16 protein-coding genes are annotated in these 18,844 nt (G+C 72.7%); 11 read left to right on the plus strand and 5 right to left on the minus strand.

The window, feature by feature from the left end; genetic code table 11:
• Positions 1-65 precede the first annotated feature (65 nt).
• The 6 genes from ACZ7OO_RS05245 to ACZ7OO_RS05270 all read left to right on the plus strand — a co-directional run bounded on the left by ACZ7OO_RS05245 (position 66) and on the right by ACZ7OO_RS05270 (position 9,280).
• A complete protein-coding gene (locus ACZ7OO_RS05245; RefSeq protein WP_471501671.1) occupies positions 66-971 on the plus strand; it encodes a BadF/BadG/BcrA/BcrD ATPase family protein in 906 nt (301 codons plus the stop codon).
• A gap of 291 nt (positions 972-1,262) precedes the next feature.
• Complete coding sequence (locus ACZ7OO_RS05250) at positions 1,263-3,191, plus strand: phosphatase PAP2 family protein (RefSeq protein WP_471501673.1); 1,929 nt, start codon at positions 1,263-1,265, stop codon at positions 3,189-3,191.
• A 92-nt stretch (positions 3,192-3,283) separates the two neighbouring features.
• On the plus strand, positions 3,284-4,960 hold the full coding sequence (locus ACZ7OO_RS05255; protein ID WP_471501675.1) for an ArnT family glycosyltransferase: 1,677 nt from the start codon (positions 3,284-3,286) through the stop codon (positions 4,958-4,960).
• A gap of 133 nt (positions 4,961-5,093) precedes the next feature.
• Positions 5,094-6,017 carry a MurR/RpiR family transcriptional regulator gene (locus ACZ7OO_RS05260; RefSeq protein ID WP_352219080.1) on the plus strand — a complete coding sequence of 308 codons (924 nt, stop codon included), beginning with the start codon at positions 5,094-5,096 and terminating at the stop codon, positions 6,015-6,017.
• 429 nt (positions 6,018-6,446) lie between these two features.
• Complete coding sequence (locus tag ACZ7OO_RS05265; protein ID WP_471501677.1) at positions 6,447-6,830, plus strand: hypothetical protein; 384 nt, start codon at positions 6,447-6,449, stop codon at positions 6,828-6,830.
• A gap of 83 nt (positions 6,831-6,913) precedes the next feature.
• On the plus strand, positions 6,914-9,280 hold the full coding sequence (locus ACZ7OO_RS05270; protein ID WP_471501679.1) for a SpoIIE family protein phosphatase: 2,367 nt from the start codon (positions 6,914-6,916) through the stop codon (positions 9,278-9,280).
• A gap of 9 nt (positions 9,281-9,289) precedes the next feature.
• Here ACZ7OO_RS05270 and ACZ7OO_RS05275 read toward each other — a convergent pair whose 3' ends face one another.
• Positions 9,290-9,433, minus strand: a complete 144-nt coding sequence (locus ACZ7OO_RS05275; RefSeq protein ID WP_471501681.1) for a hypothetical protein — start codon at positions 9,431-9,433, stop codon at positions 9,290-9,292.
• A 135-nt stretch (positions 9,434-9,568) separates the two neighbouring features.
• Positions 9,569-10,315: a peptidoglycan-binding protein gene (locus tag ACZ7OO_RS05280; protein WP_471501683.1), complete on the minus strand. Its 747-nt coding sequence runs from the start codon at positions 10,313-10,315 to the stop codon at positions 9,569-9,571.
• Between the two features lie 175 nt (positions 10,316-10,490).
• On the opposite strand from ACZ7OO_RS05280, the gene ACZ7OO_RS05285 reads away from it, so the two are divergent.
• The 4 genes from ACZ7OO_RS05285 (at position 10,491) to ACZ7OO_RS05300 (ending at position 15,265) form a co-directional block, all read left to right on the plus strand.
• Positions 10,491-11,234 (plus strand): TetR family transcriptional regulator, encoded by a 744-nt coding sequence (locus ACZ7OO_RS05285; RefSeq protein ID WP_471501685.1) that lies wholly within the window; start codon positions 10,491-10,493, stop codon positions 11,232-11,234.
• A 183-nt stretch (positions 11,235-11,417) separates the two neighbouring features.
• Complete coding sequence (locus tag ACZ7OO_RS05290; RefSeq protein WP_352219218.1) at positions 11,418-11,852, plus strand: Zn-ribbon domain-containing OB-fold protein; 435 nt, start codon at positions 11,418-11,420, stop codon at positions 11,850-11,852.
• A gap of 51 nt (positions 11,853-11,903) precedes the next feature.
• On the plus strand, positions 11,904-12,290 hold the full coding sequence (locus ACZ7OO_RS05295; RefSeq protein ID WP_471501687.1) for a nuclear transport factor 2 family protein: 387 nt from the start codon (positions 11,904-11,906) through the stop codon (positions 12,288-12,290).
• A 212-nt stretch (positions 12,291-12,502) separates the two neighbouring features.
• The gene (locus tag ACZ7OO_RS05300; protein WP_471501689.1) at positions 12,503-15,265 is read left to right on the plus strand and encodes an alpha/beta hydrolase; all 2,763 of its coding nucleotides are present in this window, start codon (positions 12,503-12,505) and stop codon (positions 15,263-15,265) included.
• A gap of 60 nt (positions 15,266-15,325) precedes the next feature.
• On the opposite strand, the gene ACZ7OO_RS05305 is transcribed toward ACZ7OO_RS05300, so the two are convergent.
• Both ACZ7OO_RS05305 and ACZ7OO_RS05310 read right to left on the minus strand, forming a co-directional pair.
• The gene (locus ACZ7OO_RS05305) at positions 15,326-15,721 is read right to left on the minus strand and encodes a PPOX class F420-dependent oxidoreductase (protein WP_471501691.1); all 396 of its coding nucleotides are present in this window, start codon (positions 15,719-15,721) and stop codon (positions 15,326-15,328) included.
• Between the two features lie 36 nt (positions 15,722-15,757).
• Entirely contained in the window at positions 15,758-16,930 is a 1,173-nt protein-coding gene (locus ACZ7OO_RS05310) for a MalY/PatB family protein (protein ID WP_471501693.1), read from the minus strand.
• Between the two features lie 190 nt (positions 16,931-17,120).
• Between ACZ7OO_RS05310 and ACZ7OO_RS05315 the strand changes: the two genes are divergently transcribed.
• Positions 17,121-18,494: a S1 family peptidase gene (locus ACZ7OO_RS05315; protein WP_471501695.1), complete on the plus strand. Its 1,374-nt coding sequence runs from the start codon at positions 17,121-17,123 to the stop codon at positions 18,492-18,494.
• Between the two features lie 80 nt (positions 18,495-18,574).
• Here the strand turns inward: ACZ7OO_RS05315 and ACZ7OO_RS05320 are convergent, their stop codons facing one another.
• On the minus strand, positions 18,575-18,763 hold the full coding sequence (locus ACZ7OO_RS05320) for a hypothetical protein (RefSeq protein ID WP_352219089.1): 189 nt from the start codon (positions 18,761-18,763) through the stop codon (positions 18,575-18,577).
• Positions 18,764-18,844: the final 81 nt, after the last annotated feature.

An 18,844-nucleotide genomic window follows, 5' to 3' on the forward strand; every position in this document is an offset into this window, starting at 1 on the left:
CGCCCGCCGTCGCAGCACAGTGCCAGGCTGTTCGGCGCTCTTCGCCGGACGACGAAAGAGGATCCGTGCAGGACGCTCCTTCTTCCCCGCTCGTGGTCGGTGTCGACGTGGGCGGCACCAAGACCCATCTCCGTGCGCTCGCCGGCGCGGACATGGTCGCCGATCACGTCCGTTCGAGCAGTGGCTGGCGGCCGCACGACCCGGCCGCCGCCGCCCGCTGGCTGACCGCGCTGGTCCACGAGGCCCTGCCGGCCGGCGCCCGCCCCGCCGCCCTCGCCGTCGGCGGGCACGCCTGTGAGACCCGCCGCCAGTGCGCCGCGATCACCGCCGCGCTGCGGGACTTCCACGAGACACCCGTCCTCGTCGTCGGCGACGCCGAACTCCTTGTCCCCGCCGCGGGCCTGGACAAGGGCGTCGGCCTGGTCGCCGGTACCGGTTCGGTGGCCGTAGGAGGGCACCCCGACGGGAGCCCCGTGCAGGTCGGCGGCTGGGGTGCGGTCCTCGGTGACGAAGGCGGCGCCGCCGGACTCGTGCGCGAGGCCGCCCGCGCCGTCTGGGCCGCGCACGACCGCGGCGAGGCACCCGACGCGCTCGCGACAGGGCTGACCGCCGCCTTCGGCGTGACCGAAGTACCCTCGCTCAACGCCGCGTTGGAGGGTGCCACCGACGTCTCCGCGGAGTGGGGTCGGCACGCTCCGGTGCTCTTCGCCGCCGCCGTGGCGGGCTCCGTCCTCGCCGAGGACGTGATAGCCCAGGGCGGTCGCGCCCTCGCCGGCCTCGTGCTGCGACTGGCCGCCCGCGGTGTCGCCGTGGACGACGTGGTGGTAGCGGGCGGCACGATCCTCTCCCAGCCGCGCCTGTACGACGCCTTCGCCGCCGCGCTCGCCCAGGCCCTGCCGGGCGCCCGGCCAAGGCGCCTGCGCCTCCCGCCGGTCGAGGGGGCGGTGGCGCTGGCGCGTTCGATCATGTGAGAAACCTGTTTTCGGCCCGTTCGGTCGCCCGCGTGTGGACCACGGGCTGTTCGACGCTGCGAACGCGCAGGTCCGGGCCCTTCTTCCGGTGAACCACCGGGCTGTCGTTCAACTCCGGGTCATGTGGCGGTCGTCGGACCATGACCGCCGGGACACGGGCCCGCCTTAGAACTTCGCTCGTTCAACACTTTTCCCACGCGAACCCACACGCTCACGCACATTGGGCGCACCGGGTGTGCGTGCGAACTCCCCTCCGGCCGCCGCGCCGTAGACCTCAAGAGAGGCACACCCATGCCGTCACCTGCCGGGCATCCCACCTCCTCACCGGCCCATGGACTCCCCGTCGGCCGACGGGGATTCCTGAAGACCTCGCTCGGCGCGTCGGCGGGTGTGCTGGCGGCCCCGACGTTCGTCGGCTGGCTCGGCGCCGCGGACGCCAAGGCCGCGACCGCTCTCGCGTTCGTCGACGACTACAAGACGAACATCAGCACCAACCTCACCGCCGACACCAACGCGGTGGTCCGCATCCTCGGCGGCTTCGCACAGATATGGAAGACCGGTACCGCCTGGAACACCGGCACCGTGCTGCGGGCCGACATCCTGCGCGACAACATGCGCTACTGCGCCAAGATCACCGCCAGGCGCTCCGTCGCCGAGGCGAAGAAGGCGTTCCTCTACGACCGCCAGCACCAGAGCTACGCGATGATCGCCGGCCTCGGCCCGCTGGCCGACCTGTACAAGGCAGGTGCGCTCGCGGTCACCTCGATCACCAGCGCCCCCGACGGGACGCCCGCGACCACCATCAACGACGCCGTCCCGGCCGACGCCCCGGCGGGCTCTGCGCTCGGCGCGGGCTCACACAGCTCCGCGCTCGGGAAGGTGGCCGAACTGGTCGACACCGTGCGGGGCAACTACGCGTCCGGCAACCCGTCCAAGTACGCCTACCAGTACCCGCGTCCGTGGCGCATGAACGAGGACAGCGAGGTCGTCGACACCGGCAGGACCGACGCCTACGGCTTCCCCGTCTACGACTCCGACGTGGTCGTCGCCCCGCAGCTGCTGCGCCAGCGCAGCACCTCCCCGGCCGACGACGGCGGCTTCCCGTCCGGCCACACCAACGCCTTCCACCTGGCGGCCCTGGCCTACGCCTACGCGGTGCCGGAGCGCTTCCAGGAGCTGGTCACCCGCGCCCTGGAGCTCAGCGACACCCGCATCGTCGCCGGTATGCACAACACGGTCGACGTGATCGGCGGCCGCATCATGGCCACCGCCCTGGCCGCCGCCACCCTCGCCGACCCGGCCAACGCCACCCTCAAGGCTGCCGCCCGCGCCCAGGCCCTCGCCTACTTCGAGGCGCAGACCGGCAGCACCGCCGACACCCTGTACGCCTACGCCCACTCGGCCCCCGCCGCCGACCCGTACGCCGACCGCGAGGCCAACGAGCGCGCGGCCACCCCCCGGCTGACGTACATCCTGCGGCGGCAGGGCGGCGACCTGCCGTTCACCGTGCCCAAGGGCGCCGAGGTGCTCCTGGAGACCCGCCAGCCCTACCTCACCGCCGACCAGCGCCGCGAGGTGCTGCGCACCACCGGGCTGCCCTCCGGCTATGTGCTCCTTGACGGCGTTGAGCAGTGGGGCCGCCTCAACCTGTTCGCCGCGGCCGACGGTTACGGCGCCTTCGACACGGACGTCACGGTCACCCTGGACGCGGCGGCCGGCGGCTTCTCGGCGGCCGACAGCTGGCGCCACGACATCGACGGCCACGGCGGGCTGACCAAGAAGGGCACCGGCACGCTGACGCTCACCGGCAGCAACGGCTACCGCGGCGGCACCGTGGTTGCCGGGGGCACCCTGGTCGCCGCCTCGAACGAGGCGCTGGGCCGCGGCGACGTCCGGATCACGGCCGGCACCCTGCGGGTGACCGGGGAACTGTTCGTGCGCGGGACGTACACGCAGGACGCGGGCACCCTGGAGGTGACGCTCGGAAAGGGCCGCAAGGCGCCGCTCCAGGTGAAGCACCTGGCGGTGCTCGGCAAGGGCAGCACGCTGTCCCTGAACCTCGACACCGAGCACCCGCCGGCCGCGGGCTGCACCCTCCCGGTGCTCGACGCACCACGGCTGCGCGGACAGTTCGACCACGCCGAGCTGAACTCCGACAAGCTGCGGGCCGTACCCGTGTACACGGCAGACGGTCTGTCGGTACGACTCGTGAAGCGGTGACGCGCCCGGTGGCGGGAGCGATGCGACAGTAGGGCCATGATGCGGCCCTTGATCGCTCCCGTCACCGCGGCCCCGGTGTCCCCGCGGGGCGGATGATGGCAAGCGAACAGCAGTCGGTCCTCGATCCCGGCGACCTCGACGACCCCGGACCCGCCCCCACGGCCCGGCTGCGGGCCGCCCTGCGCGCCCGCCGCCGGTGGCTGGTGCCGCTCCTGGCGACGCTGCTGCTGGCCCAGATGGCGGTGGCGATGGTGACCACCGCCGTCCAGCAGACTCCCACCGTCGACGAGCCGGTGTACGTCGCCACGGCCACCGACTATCTGCACGAACACCGGCTGCGCTACAACCCCGAGCACCCGCCGCTCGGCAAGCTGGTCGTCATGGCCGGCATCGCGGTCGCCGATCCGCACTACGACCCGTCGTACCAGGGCAGCCAGGGCCAGGTGGGCCGGCATCTGCTGTACGCGTCGGGCAACGACCCCTGGCGGCTGATGCTATGGGCCCGGCTGCCGATGATCGCCCTGACACTGCTGTTCGGTCTGGTCGTCCTCGCCTTCGCCCGCGAGATCCTCGGTGCGGCCGCAGGGCTCCTGGCGCTCGCCCTGTACTCCTTCTCCCCCGACGTGATCGCGCACGGCTCGCTGGCCACGCTGGACGTCCCGGCGGCCGGGTTCGTCCTGACATCGGCCTGGCTGGTGTGGCGGGCCCGCCGCCGCCCCCGGCTGTACCTCCCGCTCGCGGGGGTCGCCCTGGGCGCCTCGGTCGCGACGAAGATGAGCGCGCTGCCCGCGATCCCGGTGCTGATGGCACTGGCGGTGGTCACGGTGTGGCACGACCGCCCGCAGAGACTGCGGCGCGTGCTCGCCGCGGCAGCCGTGATGGCGGTGACGGCCGTCGCCGTCGTCTGGCTCTCGTATCTCGCGGTCGATCCGCGGCTGCGCTTCGTGCCCGCCGAACCCGTGCCCGCCGTCCACGGGCTGCGCGGGCTGATGGCCGGCCTGATGCCCTTCCCGCGCGCCTACCGGGACGGCATGCGGGTGCAGTTCGCCTTCGAGGACCTGCCCTGGCAGGGCTTTCTGTTCGGGCATCTGTACACCGGCTCCCGCTGGTACTACCTGCCGGCCGCCCTGCTGGTGAAGACCCCGCTCGGCATGCTCGCGCTGTGGGCGGCCGGCGCCGTGGCGATGACGTCGGTACGCCGACTGCGGCCGGCCGCGCCGTATGTACTGCTGCCGCCGGCCGTGCTGCTGGCCTCGGCGATGACCGGGTCGCGGGACTTCGGGACGCGGTACGCGGTGTTCGTGCCGATGTTCCTGGCGGTGGGCGGGGCTTCGGTGCTCGCGCTGCGGTGGCGGTGGTCGCGGCCGGTGAGCGGGGCGCTGGTGCTGTTCGTCGCGGTGAGTTCGCTGCGGACGTTCCCGTTCTATCTGCCGTACTCCAACGAGGCGTTCGGCGGCCCGGCGAAGACGCATCTGCGGTTGCACGACTCCAACGTGGACTGGGGCCAGGACCTGGGCCGGCTCGCCGACCGGCTGAGGGAACGCTACCCGGGCGAGCGGATCTGGCTGGTCTACAAGGGAAGTGGCGTTCCGTCGTACTACGGCATCCATGCCGCCGACCCCCGCAAGGTGCCGCTCGGCACGGTGCACGGGCTGCTGGTCGTCTCGGACTCGTGGGTCGCCAAGGCCCGCGGCGGACTGGCCGAACTGATCCACAGCAGCCGTCCGATCGATGACGTCGGTCATTCGATCACCATCTACCGGCGCTGAGCACCGGGACCCCGGGACGGATGCGCAAGCTCTGTCCTCGGCTCCCGGGGCGGTCCGGCGCTGCGCACAACCCCTGGTCACCACAGGCCGTGAGCTATGTTGAGTCCTCGTGGGAGACAAAGGAGGCGCTTCGGTGCCATCGCCGCAGCAGGCTCGCGCTCAGGCATCCGCGATCACCTCGGGCAAGACCGTGCCGGAGGCGGAGGCCGCACCCACCTCCCAGCTCCGCGAGCTCTTCGACGGTCCCCGGCTCTCCCCCGGCCAGCGGCGCATCGCCCAGTACCTGATCGACCACATCACCGAGGCGGCCTTTCTGTCGATCACCGACCTCGCCGAGCGGGTCGGGGTCAGCCAGCCGTCGGTGACCCGGTTCGCGGGGGCGGTCGGCTTCAGCGGCTACCCCGCGCTTCGCGAGCGGCTCCAGTCGATCGCGCTGCGCACCCTGGCGGGCGGCACGGGTGCCGCCACCGAGCACCGCAGCAACGAGCTCCAGGCGGCCGTCGACGCCGAGATCGAGAACCTGGAGAACCTGCGCCGGGACTTCGCCGATCCGGACCGGGTGATCTGGATCGGCCGTGAGCTGTCCCAGTCGGCCCCGCTGACCGTACTCGGCCTGCGTATCTCCGTCTCGCTGGCGGAGTACTTCGCCTACGCCGCTCGCCGTATCCATCCCGACGTACGGCTGGTGACCCGGGGCGGCAGCGTGGCCTACGACGCGCTGCTGCAGTCGCGCGAGGCCGGCGGCACCTGGGTGCTGGCGTTCGGTATGCCGCGGCACGCGCAGGAGACACTGACCGCGATCCGGGTGGCGCGCACCGCCGGTCTGCGGGTCGCCCTGGTGACCGACCTCGCGCTCGGCGCGCTCGCCGACGAGGCTGACGTCACCTTCAGCACCGGCATCGGGTCCCGCCTGGTCTTCGACACCTACGCGGCGCCCGGCCTGATGGCCGCCGCGCTGCTCCAGGCCATGACCGACGCCGACCCCGAGCGCACCCAGGCGCGCCTGGAGGAGTACGAGCACGTCGCCGAGCAGCACCAGTTCTTCCTCAAGGACTGAGCCCGGGGCCCGAGGTCCGGCCGTCCCTCCCCCTTCCCCGTCGCAGGAACCCGTAGGCGGACCATTCACCGCAATTCGCGCATGAATGTTTTCATACGTCTTGCAAACAGGACGGCATATATAAATACTGCTCACGGATCACCCCGGCCCACTCCGGGCACGTTCCGCACCGAGGACGCACCGCTCGCACCCGCCCCGAGAAAGCCGACGGACCGCCCATGCGCACGCAGCACCACCCGCAGCGCCGGCGGCCGACGCCCGGGGTCCCTGCACGGACGCCCCCTGCCGCCGTCTCCTACCCGCGTCGGCGCCGGGGGTGTTCGAACGGGCATCGCCTGCGCGATTCGCCCGCGGCGGCTCCGGCCATCCCCTAGGCCGGAGCCGCCCAGACATCCGTCGACCACCCTTCCCGACGCCGCACCGGAAGCGATGATCATGACCCTGACGACGACCACCCGTATCAGTCCCGACTGGCCCTGCCAGGTCAAGGCGCCGGGCAGTTACGACTGGGAGCGCTCCGCCACCAAGTGGCTGCGTGAGCTGGTGCCGGCCCGCTACGCCAGCTACCCGGCGCTGATCCGTCACCCCGTGCTGCTCGCCCGGCACGCGCAGATCCAGGTCCAGCACGAGATCCGGGTGGCGCGCACCGCGCTGCAGACCGCGCGGGCCGAACTGCCTCTGCTGGGACTGCCGGAGTCGGTCATCGAGCACACGATCAAGCTGTACGCGGCGGAGGTCCTCCAGCTCCAGCACATCGCCCGCAGTGTCCGCGTGGTCACCGAGGCGCTCGTCGGGCACAGTACCGGCCGTTGACCGGCCCGGTTCCCGGATACCCCGATCCTTCACCGATCCGGCACGGTGCGATCGTAAGCTTCTTCCTGTGACATGCTCGATCCGTGACGAGCGAGCAAGCGCCGCCGGTCGGAACCGGTACCGCCACCGAGCTGGCGGCTCTGGCCAAGGTCGTGTCCCGGCAGCGCGCCGAGCTGGACCGGCTGCGGGACCAGGTGGCGACCTCCACCGTGGTGGAGCGGGCCAAGGGCGCGCTGATGGCCACCACGGGCTGCTCCCCCGACGCCGCGCACGAGGCGCTTCAGCAGCGGGCCGTTGCCGGTAGCCGCACGCTGCTCGAGGAGTGCTGGCTCACCCTCGGCGCCCTGACGCCGACCGTGCCCCCGGCCGCCGACACCCTCACCGAACTCCCCGCCCCGGAAGCCCCACGGAAGTCGCTCGCCGGGCTCGGCACCGCAGAGACGCTCAGCCGCCTCGGCAAGGCCCTGGTGTACGTCGACTCCCCACAGGAGCTGGCCGACTCGCTGCTCGACCACCTGGCCCCCGGGGTCGGCGCCGACGCGGTGCTGCTGTACCGGCGGCTGCCCGGCCAGGGACTCGAACTCATGGGGTACGCCGGCGTCGACGCGACGCTTGCCGCCCAGTGGCACCGGCTGCCGCCGCTGCGCGGGATCGCCCCGCTGGAGACGCTCAGGTCCGGTGAGCCCCTCTGGCTGGAGCACTTCGCCCAGGACCGGCAGGAGTACCAGCTGATCGACGAGCGGCACGGGCGCTGGCTGTCCCGGGCCTGGCTGCCGGTGACGACCGGGGACACCACCGGCGTGACCCTGGGTGTGCTGCGCCGGCCGGACGCGGTCTTCGGGCCCGCGGACCGCGAGCTGCTGCGGGCCGTCGCCCGGCTGTGCGCAGGCCGGCTCACCGCCCTCGGATCGCCGGCCGAACCGCTGGCCTCGGGCTTCTCCCGGACGGTGCAGAGGGTGCTGGACGCGCTGCCGGGAGCGGCGGTCCTGCTGACCCCGCTGCGCACCGCCATCGGGGAGGTGGAGGACTACCGCATCGACGCGGCCACCCCGAAAGCCGTCGACATCCTCGGCCGTACCGGCCGCGCGCTGGTGGGCTCGCACATCCTGGAGAGCTACCCCTCGGTCGCCGGCGAGCCGCTGTGGCAGGGGTATCTGAAGGCGCTCGACGGGGAGCCGTACGAGGGTGAGCCGTTCGTGCACGAGGAGGTCGTCGCGGGGACGACCGTGACGGCGGTCTACTCGGTGCGGGCCACGCGGCTCGGCGACGGGCTGCTGGTGACCTGGCACCAGCACGACATGGAGGCGCGGCAGGAACAGCGTCTGGCGGACATGCAGCGGCTGGGCAACCTCGGCTGGGCGAACTGGAACCTGATAACCCATCAGATCACCTGGTCGTCCCAGGTGTACACCATCCTGGGCCGGGACCCGGGACGCGGAGCGGTCGCCCTGGACCTGCTGCCGGACCTGGTCCTCCCCGAGGATGCCCACGCGCTGGCCCGCGCCGTCTCCGAACTCGCCCGCACCGGCGGATCGTTCGACGTCCCGTTCCGGATCAGGACCGGGAACGGCGTACGGCATCTGCGGGCCGTCGCGGAGGGGGTGACCGCCGCGGACGGCATGGTCGTCGAGGTGCACGGCTTCGTCCAGGACCTCACCGCGCAGCGCAGCGCCGAACTCGCCCTGGTGGACAGCGAGCGCGCGATCCTGATGCAGCGCGGCGTCCTGGAGGCCGAGCGCGCGCTGGCCGCCCGGCTCCAGCACGCGCTGCTCCCGCTGCCCAGCGGACCGGTGCGGCTGTGCGGGCTGCGCGTCGAGGTCGCCTATCTGCCCGCGCAGGCGGACGTGCATGTCGGCGGCGACTGGTTCAGCGCCATCCAACTTCCCGACGACTCCGCGCTGTTCGTCGTCGGCGACGTGGCCGGCCACGGCGTCGACGCCGTCGCGACGATGGCCCAGCTCCGGTTCACCGCCAAGGGCATGGTGAGCACCGGCTCCTCGCTGACCGGTGCGCTCGCCCGGCTGAACTTCCTGCTCCTGCACTCGCGCGACAGCCAGTCCACCGCGACCCTGATCCTCGCCCGCTATCAGCCCGCCGAGCACCGTCTCGTCTGGGCCCAGGCGGGTCACCTGCCGCCCCTGCTGGTGCGCGCGGGCGAGGTCCACCGGCTCGACCGCCCCGACGGCATGCTGCTCGGGGCTTCGGCGGACCCGGTCTACGAGTCCGCCGAGTTCCGGCTGGAGCCCGGCGACCGGCTGCTGCTGTACACCGACGGACTGGTGGAGCGGCCCGGCGAGGACATCGACATGGGCCTGACCCGCCTGGCGGAAGCCGTCCGCACCGCCGAGCCCGGGTCACTGGAGGCGCTGCTCGCCGCGATGCTGGAGGGCGAACGCCGAGACGACGTGTGCGTGCTGGACATCCGGGTGCCGGTGGCGGAGGAGGAGTAGCCGGAGCGGTCAGTCGTCGTCGCGGTGCCGCCAGTACCAGAACAGGCCCGCCACCAGGGCCAGCAGGAACACGGCGGGCACCAGCAGGCCCGGGATGCGGGAGCCGTTCATCGGCATGGCCTTCCGGGTCGTACGGAGGGAGCGCGGCAGCACGGGGCCGCCGGGTGGCTGCCCATGGTGACGCCCGCTCCTCACATGTTCCCGGCGTTTTCCTGATCCATTGCCCGGCGTTCGAAAGTGCTCGTCTGAGCGGCCGGCGGTACCGCTCATCGGGCCGTTCGTCGCCGCTCAGCCGTCCGTCGGGCTGGTGCGCGACTCCAGGGCGCGGCGGGTGTCGTCGCCGTAGACGCCGCGCTCGTCGCCGCTGATGCCGTACCAGATCTGGAAGCGTTCCACGGCCGCGGTGAGGGCGGCGTCGTACGTTCCGCCGGTGGAGCCGTCACGGTAGACGTCCGGGATGCGCAGGAGGCGCTGCTCCAGGTCGACGACCTCGGGGCCGGTGTCGCCCTGGCGGAGGGTGCCGGCCCCGTCGGGGTCGGTGGAGGTGTCCGAGGCCGGTGGGGTGGTGGCCGGTGCGGTGGTGGCCGGTGCGGTGGTGGCGGACGGGGCGGGCTGGGCGGCCGCGGCGGTGCCCTCACGGCCGGGCAGCAAGAGGGCGCAGCCGAAGCCGACCAGGGCGGCCGCGCCGACGGCCACCACGGCGGCGGCCGGGCGCAGTCCCGGGCCGAAGCCCAACGCGCGGGACGGGCGTGCCCCGTGGCCGCCCTGCGCGGTGCGCGGGCCGTCGGTGACGGGCGGCAGTTCCTGGGTCTCGTCCTCGGTGCCGGCATCGGACCACCGGTCCTGGTCGAAGGCCTCGAAGGCCGCCGGGCCCGGCTGCTTCCCGGTCTCCCTCCCCTGCTCGCCGGCCTCCGCCTCCTCCCGGATCTCGCGCATCAGCTCCGCGAGAGCGTCGAGTCGGCGGGGGCGCAGGACCCGGATCGGTTCCAGGATCGGCCCGCGGTGCGGCTGCTCAGGGTCGGGCGGTGTCGACACACTGCTCTCCTTCTACGTCCCGTACGCACGGGTGTCCGCGATCCCCGAGAACACATACGGCAGGACCGGTCCACCGGTTCAGCCCGAGCGGAAGAGACAGAAGAGCACTGCACTCAGTTCCCCGTGCGACGTGCACTGAGTGCCATGAGGCCGACGGAATGCTACGTTCGCGTCCATGAGCTCCAGCAGCACGGCGCCGCCCGCGAAGCCGCCCATGCGGGACGCCCTGGTGGCGGCGGCCTTCCGGCTCTTCCTGGAGCGCGGCTACGAGCAGACGACCGTCGACGACATCGTCGCCCTGGCCGGGGTCGGGCGGCGCTCGTTCTTCCGTTACTTCCCGTCCAAGGAGGACGTGGTCTTCCCCGACCACGAGGGCTGCCTGGCCGACATGACCGCCTTCCTGGCGGCGAGCGACCCGGAGTGCGAGCCGGTGCGGCGGGTGTGCGACGCGGCGCGGCTGGTGCTGCGGATGTACGCGGAGAACCCCACGTTCTCGGTGCAGCGCTACCGGCTGACCAAGAAGGTTCCGGGGCTGCGCGCGTACGAACTGTCGGTGGTGTGGCGCTACGAGCGTGCGCTGGCCGAGTATCTGCGGGGCCGGTACGCCGGCCGCCCGGACGGGACGCTGCGGGCGGACGTGATCGCGGCGGCCGTCGTCGCGGCGCACAACAACGCCCTGCGTTCCTGGCTGCGTTCGGACGGCGAGGGCGACGCGGCGGCGCCGGTCGACCACGCCCTCGGGTATGTGCAGGCCGCGTTCGGCACCGAGGCCGCCGGGCCCGCTCCGGGTGGGGCGTCGGCCGCCCTGTTCGGCGGCCCGGTGGAGCACCCGGACGACGTGGTGGTGCTCGTCTCCCGGCGGGACGCCCCGCTGTGGCGGGTGGTGCAGGAGATCGAGACCGCGTTCGGCCGGGCCTGACCGCGCCGGTACGCGGGGCCCAGATCGACGCAATTTTAGGGTACGCAGTGCCTTTACGCCTGACACTGAGTGCCATACCCTGTCGACGTGCACGGTGGCACGGCGAACCGGGCACAGGCGTGCGCGGCCGGGTCCGGGCACGCGGGATTCCGGATTTCGGGCGAGCGCAGGGAGTTGACCAGCGTGTACCACCACTCAGCGAGCGCCGCGCAGTCGGCGGTCGGATTCGCGACGAGCGTTCTCGACCCCGCGCCCGCGGACCACCGACCCGCGGACCACCACAAGGACGCCATCGTCTTCCAGCGCTGCACCTGGTGCGGCACCGCCATGTACCACCGGCTGCTGTGTCCGGTCTGCCAGGGCAGCGAGTTGCGCACGGAGCGCAGCGAGGGCACCGGCACGGTCCGCCACGCCACGGTGGTGCACCGCAACACGCCTGCCGCGCGCAATGTGTCCCTGATCGAGATGGCCGAGGGGTTCGTCGTGCGGGGTCGGGTCATGGGCCCGCTGATCGGCATCCACAGCGGCGACCGGGTCAGGCTCTCCACGGCGAAGGACCCGGTGCGGGGCGAGCCGGTCTTCCAACTGCTCGACGAACCCTACCGGGCCTGGACCTGACGGTCCGAAACCAGTTGCGCAAAGGCCGGTGACCTGGGCGAGGATGCGTCCATGGACGATGAATCGGCCCAGGTGGAGACGGCGATCGCGGGCGAGCTGCGGCTCATGGACCCCGAGGTGCGCGCCTCACGGGAACGGGCGGGCGAGCTGCTCGACCCGGAGTTCGTGGAGGTCGGCGCGTCCGGCCGGCGGTACACGTACGAGCAGCTACTCGCCGAACTCCCGGACAGGGCGGGCGCGTCGAAGGACGGCCCCGTGTACGAACCCTCCGGTATGAGCGGTGTCGTACTGGCTCCGGGCCTGGTGCATGTGACCTTCGAGGCGAGGCTCGGCGACCGCCGCTCCCGGCACAGTTCCCTCTGGCGCAGGCGCGACGAGGAGAGCGGCTGGCGGATGTACTACCACCACGCCACGGTCGTACCGCCCGGCATCGAGTAGCAGCGGCGCCGTCCAGGACCACGGCCCTCCGGTCCCGGCGGAGGCCTCCGCGGAACGGGCCGCCCCCGAGCCCGACAGGTGCCGCCCCTCCCGTAGGCAACCGATCCCTCTTCCTTCACAGGCAACCCACAGACATTCCTCCTCGTCCTCCGGGGCGCGAGGGGCTCCTCGGGACAGCCGGGTGCCCGCACTCGCCTTCTGAGGAGGGAACATTGGTCCGTACCCGGCGCATATGGGTCACCGCGGCCGCGGTGCTCGCGCTTGCGGGCGGGGTGTCCGGCACCACCGCACACGCCCGACCGGCCCCAGCGGCCACCGAGTCCGGCGGGAAGCTGCCCCCGGGCTGGCGCATCGACGACGGGCGCTCGGCGCCCCAACTGGTGTGGCGGTCCGGCAGACGGGTGCCGATGGGTGACGCGCGGGTTGAATTCCGTTCGGACGGGCGGCTGTTGGGAGTGCCGAAGCCGGAGCGGGACGGCCACACCTTCCGGCTCGGCCTCGAAGGAGCCCGGGCCGGTGAGCTGAAGGGCCTTCAGGTCTGGTCGGGCGGACGGCGGTTGGACACCCGGGCCGGCGCCGCCACGGCGCCGAGCCCGGCCGCCCGGCCGCCGGCCCCGCTGCCCGCCGGGCCGGTGGATCCGGGCAAGCCCGGCCGCTACCGCACGACCACCGGCGAGTACCAGCTCAAGTCGGTGCGTCTGCCCGGGTTCTCCGTCCCCGTCGAGATGCGCGCCGTGGTGGTCGCGCCCACCGGGGTCTCCGGCCCGCGCCCGCTCGCGCTGTTCCTGCACGGCCGCCACGCCACCTGTTACGCCCCGCACGGCGACAACGGGGAGGCCTCCGGCGCCTGGCCCTGTCCGGCCGGGACCCTCCCGATACCCAGCCACCGGGGCTACCTGCGCGACCAGCGGCTGCTGGCCTCTCACGGCTATGTGACCGTGTCGATCTCGGCGAACGGGATCAACGGCCAGGACTGGCAGGCCGAGGACGGCGGCGCACAGGCCCGTTCGTCGCTGATCCGGCTGCACCTGGCGCACTGGGCCGACTGGGCACAGCACCCGGCGCGCGCGCCGAGGATCGTGCGCCAGGCGCCCCGCGCCGACCTGTCGCGGGTGCTGCTGATGGGCCACTCGCGGGGCGGCGAGGGCGTCAACCGGGCCGCGCTGGACAGTCTCTACCCACCGCCGGCCGACCAGGACGGCTACCACGGCAAGGTGCGCTGGCACATCAGCGGCACCGTGCTGATCGGCCCGACCGTCTTCGGCCAGAACCCGGTGCCGGACGTGCCCTCGCTCACCGTCCTGCCGGGCTGTGACGGCGATGTCTCCGACCTCCAGGGCGAGGTGTACGTCGACGGCACCCGCGCGGTCAGCGCCGGCAAGGCCCTGCACAGCGCGGTCTATGTGATCGGCGCCAACCACAACTTCTTCAACACCGAGTGGACGCCGGGGCAGGCGCAGGCCCCGGCGGAGGACGACTTCTACGACGACCCGGACCAGCGGGACCCGGTGTGCTCCAAGGGGACCGCGACGCGGTTGACCGCCGACCAGCAGCACCGGGCGGGCTCGACGTACATCGCGGCGGCGGCCCGGCTGTTCGTCGCGGGTGACGACAAGGTGCGTCCACTGCTGGACGGTTCGGGGCGGCGGGCGCCGTCGGCAGATCCGGCACGCGTGCTGAGCCACGCGGTCGGCGCGAACCGTGGCGCCGGGTTCCTGCCGGACGGCAAGGTGACCGTGACCGGTGGCCGGCTGTGCGCCGCGGCCGATCCCGACCCGGCGGCGGCCTGCCTGGGCGAGGGCGCCAAGGGTGCCTCGCCGCACTTCGCACAGTGGGAGACGGCCCGGGAGGCAGGGCGAAACGCGGTCGCGCTGCGCTGGACGGCCGCGGGAGCGGCGACCCGCGTACAAGTGGCGCGGCCGCTCTCCCTCCGGGACGCCGACGCGCTCGCGCTCCGGGTCTTCGTGCCCCCGAACTCCAAGGGCACCGAACTCGACGTGGCCGTCACCGACGCACACGGCCGTAGGGCGACGCTGGGCCGGATCCGGGTCGACGGGCTGCCCGGCAGCGAGCGCACCGCGTCCTACTGGGCGCGTGAACTGCGCGTGCCACTGACCGCCGCCCGTCGGGCCGGCGTCGATCTGCGTTCGGTCAAGTCCCTCGAACTGACCGCGCGTTCGGCTTCGGGACAGGCCTGGCTGATGGACGCCTGGGGCTGGCGGCCGGGCACCCCGGCGGTACGGGCGGCCGCGCTCCCGCGCGTCGACGTCGGCCGTCTCACGGTCGACGAGGGCGACTCGGGCGTACGCACCTACCACGTCCCCGTGCGGGTGTCAGGCCGGGGCAGCGGCCAGGTACGGGTGTACGTCATCGACCCGGCGACCGGCACCGCGAAGGACCGCCTGGTCACCGCGTGGCCCGGCGGCCACGCCGTCGACGTACCGGTCGAGGTGCGGGGCAACACCCGCTTCGGGGCCGACCTGCCGTACGACGTACTGGTCAAGGCCGTGCACGGGGCGGTCGTCGGCTCCTACCGGGGCGGGCTGACCGTGCGCAACGACGACCCTGCGCCCACGGTCACCGTGACCCCGCTCGCGGACAAGGTGACGGAGGGCTCGGCGCTGAAATGGCGGATCTCGCTGTCCGAGGCCGCGGACACGGACATCGGTGCGTCGTTCGTCCCGGTTCCGCCCGGCGGCGGTCCGGAGCTGTCCACCAAGGACGTCGACCCGCGCTGGCTGGCCGAGTCCTCCGGCGCGGAACCCGACCCGGAGCGGCCGCTGTCCAAGGTGGACGGCTTCTACCTGTGGCTGGACATCCCGGCCGGGCAGACGAGCCTCGACGTGACCGTGCCCACCGTCGAGGACCGGGTCGGTGAGCCGGCCGAGTCGGTCAGTTTCCGGCAGACCGGCGACGACGGTGAGCCGCTGCCGGACGGTCTGGTGCTGAACGGCACCGTGCTGGACGCCTCTTAGCGCTCCTCACGCTGCCGGCCGCCTCGCAGCGCTCCTCGCGCCCTGGGAGACACGGCCTCCTCAGGGCGCGAGGGTCACCCGGATGCCGACGGTGCCCTCGCGGCCGCGCCGCAGCCTGCTGCCGAGCAGGGTGAGGCGGCCGGTGATGCCGTACTTGCGGGCGATGAGGTCGCGATAGCGGGCGGTGGTGGCCTCGTCGGCGATCTCGGCGGTGGCCGGGACCGGGTCGCCGGTCGGGCGTCCGCGCAGGTCGCAGGGGGCGACCCGGACATCGGCGCGGCGGCGGATCCGCTTGACCTTCCAGGCGTCGGCGGCCGTCCAGACGCCGAGGGTGTCTCCGTCCCGCACCACCCAGACCGGGGTGGGGACGGGGGTGCCGTCCTTGCGGTAGCTGGTGACGAGCAGGTACTTGCCGGCGCCGAGCCGGTCGAGGTCGGTCCCGGTGGTGTCGTCCATGCCGGAAGTGTAGGAGGCGCGCCGCCGGGCGGCGCCTCAGGCCAGTGCCACCGCCATCCGCCGTACCGCCTCCGTGATCACCTCGGGCGAGGTGGCCAGGTTGAGCCGTACGTGCCCGGCGCCGCCCGTCCCGAAGGGGATACCGGAGTTGACGGCGACCCGGCCGCGCGTCAGGAAGACCTCGGCCGGGTCGTCGCCGAGTCCGAGGGCGCGGCAGTCCAGCCAGGCGAGGTACGTGGCCTCGGCGGGCCGGTACCGGATCGCGGGCAGGTGGCGGTCGAGGAGTTCGGCGAGCAGGCGCCGGTTCTCGTCGAGGCCGGCCAGCAGGGCGTCCAGCCAGGCGGTGCCGTCGGTCAGGGCCGCGGTGTGGGCGATGACGCCGACATGACTCGGGCCGTGGCTCACCTCCTCCGGCATCCGGGCGAGGTCGGCGGCGGCCCCGGGTCCGGCGACGGCGAGCGCGGCCTTGAGGCCCGCCAGGTTCCAGGCCTTGGACGCCGACATCAGGGACAGCCCGCGCTCGGCGCCCGGCACGCTCAGATACGGCACGAAGTCGACGCCCGGGGCGGTGAGCGGGGCGTGGATCTCGTCGGCGACGACCCGGACGCCGTACCGCTCGGCGAGTTCCGTGACAACAGTGAGTTCCCCGGCGGTGTGGACGGTGCCGGTCGGGTTGTGGGGGCTGCACAGCAGATGGGCGGCCCGCCCGCCGCCGTGCCCGCGGAAGGCCTCCTCAAGGATGCCAAGGTCGATGCGCCCGTCGGCGCCGAGCGGGGCCTCCACCACCCGCCGGTCCATGTGCTCGATGAACTGGTAGAACGGCGGATACACGGGCGAGTTGACGATCACCGGGTCACCGGGCCCGGTGACCAGTCTCAGCATCTCGACCACGCCGAGCATGACGTCGGGGACGATCGCGGTACGAGCCACGTCCAGCCCGTGCCAGCCCCAGCGTTTGGCGGCGAACGCGGCGAGTGCCTCGGCGTAGCCGGTGCCCGCGGGATAGCCGGTGTCCCCGAGTTCCAGCGCGTCCGTGACCGCGCGCACGACCGGCACGGCGAGCGGCACGTCCATTTCCGCCACCCACACCGGGAGCACGTCCTGCGGGTAGGTGCGCCATTTCATGCTGGTGCGGCGTCGCAGCCGGTCGAGGGTGAGGGCGCGCAGCGGGTTCGGTTCGTCCGGGTACTCCTGCGGGATGCTGGTCATGGGGTCAAGATAGGCGGCCTCGGGGTGCCCGGGAACGCGCCGGACGGCCACGTCGTACCGCCATGGGTTCGCAAAGATCACCGTGGTGCTGAACGCCTCCGCGCCCGGCCCCGTATGGAGAGCAGGGCGCTCGACGACCGGAGGGCCCCGCGGTGTCGACACCGCGCGTTCGGGGTTTCGGGAGCCATGGATGAGGCACGCACGACGACGGGTCGTCCGGCGGGGGACACAGCTGGCGGCGGTCGGCGGACTCCTTCTGGGAGGCGCGATGGTCACGACGGCCATGGCGAGCGAGACTCCCGGCGCGTCCGCCGTCCCGTTCAGCTCCGCCGCCAAGGCCGGTGACACCGGCGCCGCGCTGGTGGCCAAGCTCGGTACGGCCCGTACGGCGGGCAGTTGGATCGGCGCCGACGGCAAGCCGGTGGTCGCGGTCACCGACGAGCAGGCCGAGGCGATGGTGAAGCAGGCGGGCGCCGAGGCCAAGATGGTGTCGCACAGCATGAACGAGCTGAAGGCGGCCACCTCCACGCTGCGTGCGGCGCCTCGTGTGGCCGGCACCGCGTGGGCGGTGGACTACCGGACCAACCGGGTGATGGTGGAGGCCGACAGCACGGTCTCCGCCTCCGACTGGTCGGATCTGAGCCGGGTCGCCGCGGGCATCGGCAGTTTTGTGCAGATGCAGCGCTCGGAGGGCAAGTTCACCACCCGGCTCAACGGTGCGCAGCCGATCCTGTCGACGGGCGGCCGCTGTTCGGCGGGGTTCAACGTCACCAACGGGCAGACCGACTTCATCCTCACCGCCGGTCACTGCGGTCCAGCCAACACCGTCTGGTTCGACGACAACCAGGGCGACCAGCAGCTGGGCACCACGATCAACACACAGTTCCCGGGCAGCGACTTCTCACTGATCCAGTACGCGAACGGGAAGGCCGGTGACAACGCCGACGTGGTCGCCATCGGCAACGGCCAGGGCGTGCGGATCACGGGGGCGGCCGATCCGACGGTGGGGCAGCGGGTGTTCCGCAGCGGCAGCACCAGTGGGCTGCACGACGGCACGGTGACCGCGCTGAACGCGACCGTCAACTATCCGGAGGGCACGGTCACCGGGCTCGTCCAGACGAACGTGTGCGCCGAACCGGGCGACAGCGGCGGTCCGTTGTTCTCGGAGGGCATCGCACTGGGCGTGACCTCGGGCGGCAGCGGTGACTGCACCACGGGCGGGGTGACGTTCTTCCAGCCGGTGACGCGGGCGATGGCGGCGCTGAACGTGCAGTTGATCGCGTCGACGCAGAACGCGACCGGGGGGCAGAGCGCCTCGCCGGCGCCCTCGACGCCTGCCACGCACAGTGCGATCGCGCCGAGTGCGGCGTCGCCGGGTTCGTCGGCGCCGGTCGGCACCGCGGGCGACACCGGTCTGGTCGCCCGGCTCACGGACACCCGCAATGTCGGCCCGGGCCTGCTGGTGATCGGGGGCAGCCTGGTCGCCCTGGTCGCGACCCGCTACTTCCGCGCGGAGCAGGACCGTAAGGCTTACCAGCGCTATTACTCGGCTACTTGGGGCTGACGGCGGGGACCGGGGCTACCGAAGGACCCACGGGCCTACGAGAAGGGGCACCCGTCCCGACGGGTGCCCGGGACGGGCGGTCAGGCCGCCTGGTCCGGCTGGTGCGGGGACGCGGCCGCCCATTCGAGGACGAGCCGCCGGTATTCCTCGCGCTGCTCGGTGCTCAGTGTCCCGCCCGACCGGAGCCACAGGGCCCGGATCTCCTCGTTGACCTCGTCGGCCGATCGCTCGGTGACGGCTTCAACAGTGGTGGACATGGTGTGAAGCATATGCCGGTCGACGTGAAGGCGCCGTGAGTAAGGACCATCAATACGGACATATCGGACCGTGTTACTCATCACGTCAATGAG

The organism is Streptomyces sp. NPDC111744 (assembly GCF_055634995.1).

Bases quoted from the DNA above. Each gene is read 5' to 3' on its own strand.
- ACZ7OO_RS05320 (WP_352219089.1), bottom strand. From the start codon at position 18,763: ATGCTTCACACCATGTCCACCACTGTTGAAGCCGTCACCGAGCGATCG.
- ACZ7OO_RS05310 (WP_471501693.1), bottom strand. From the start codon at position 16,930: ATGACCAGCATCCCGCAGGAGTACCCGGACGAACCGAACCCGCTGCGC.
- ACZ7OO_RS05295 (WP_471501687.1), top strand. From the start codon at position 11,904: ATGGACGATGAATCGGCCCAGGTGGAGACGGCGATCGCGGGCGAGCTG.
- ACZ7OO_RS05255 (WP_471501675.1), top strand. From the start codon at position 3,284: ATGATGGCAAGCGAACAGCAGTCGGTCCTCGATCCCGGCGACCTCGAC.
- ACZ7OO_RS05250 (WP_471501673.1), top strand. From the start codon at position 1,263: ATGCCGTCACCTGCCGGGCATCCCACCTCCTCACCGGCCCATGGACTC.
- ACZ7OO_RS05265 (WP_471501677.1), top strand. From the start codon at position 6,447: ATGATCATGACCCTGACGACGACCACCCGTATCAGTCCCGACTGGCCC.
- ACZ7OO_RS05285 (WP_471501685.1), top strand. From the start codon at position 10,491: ATGAGCTCCAGCAGCACGGCGCCGCCCGCGAAGCCGCCCATGCGGGAC.
- ACZ7OO_RS05315 (WP_471501695.1), top strand. From the start codon at position 17,121: ATGAGGCACGCACGACGACGGGTCGTCCGGCGGGGGACACAGCTGGCG.
- ACZ7OO_RS05305 (WP_471501691.1), bottom strand. From the start codon at position 15,721: ATGGACGACACCACCGGGACCGACCTCGACCGGCTCGGCGCCGGCAAG.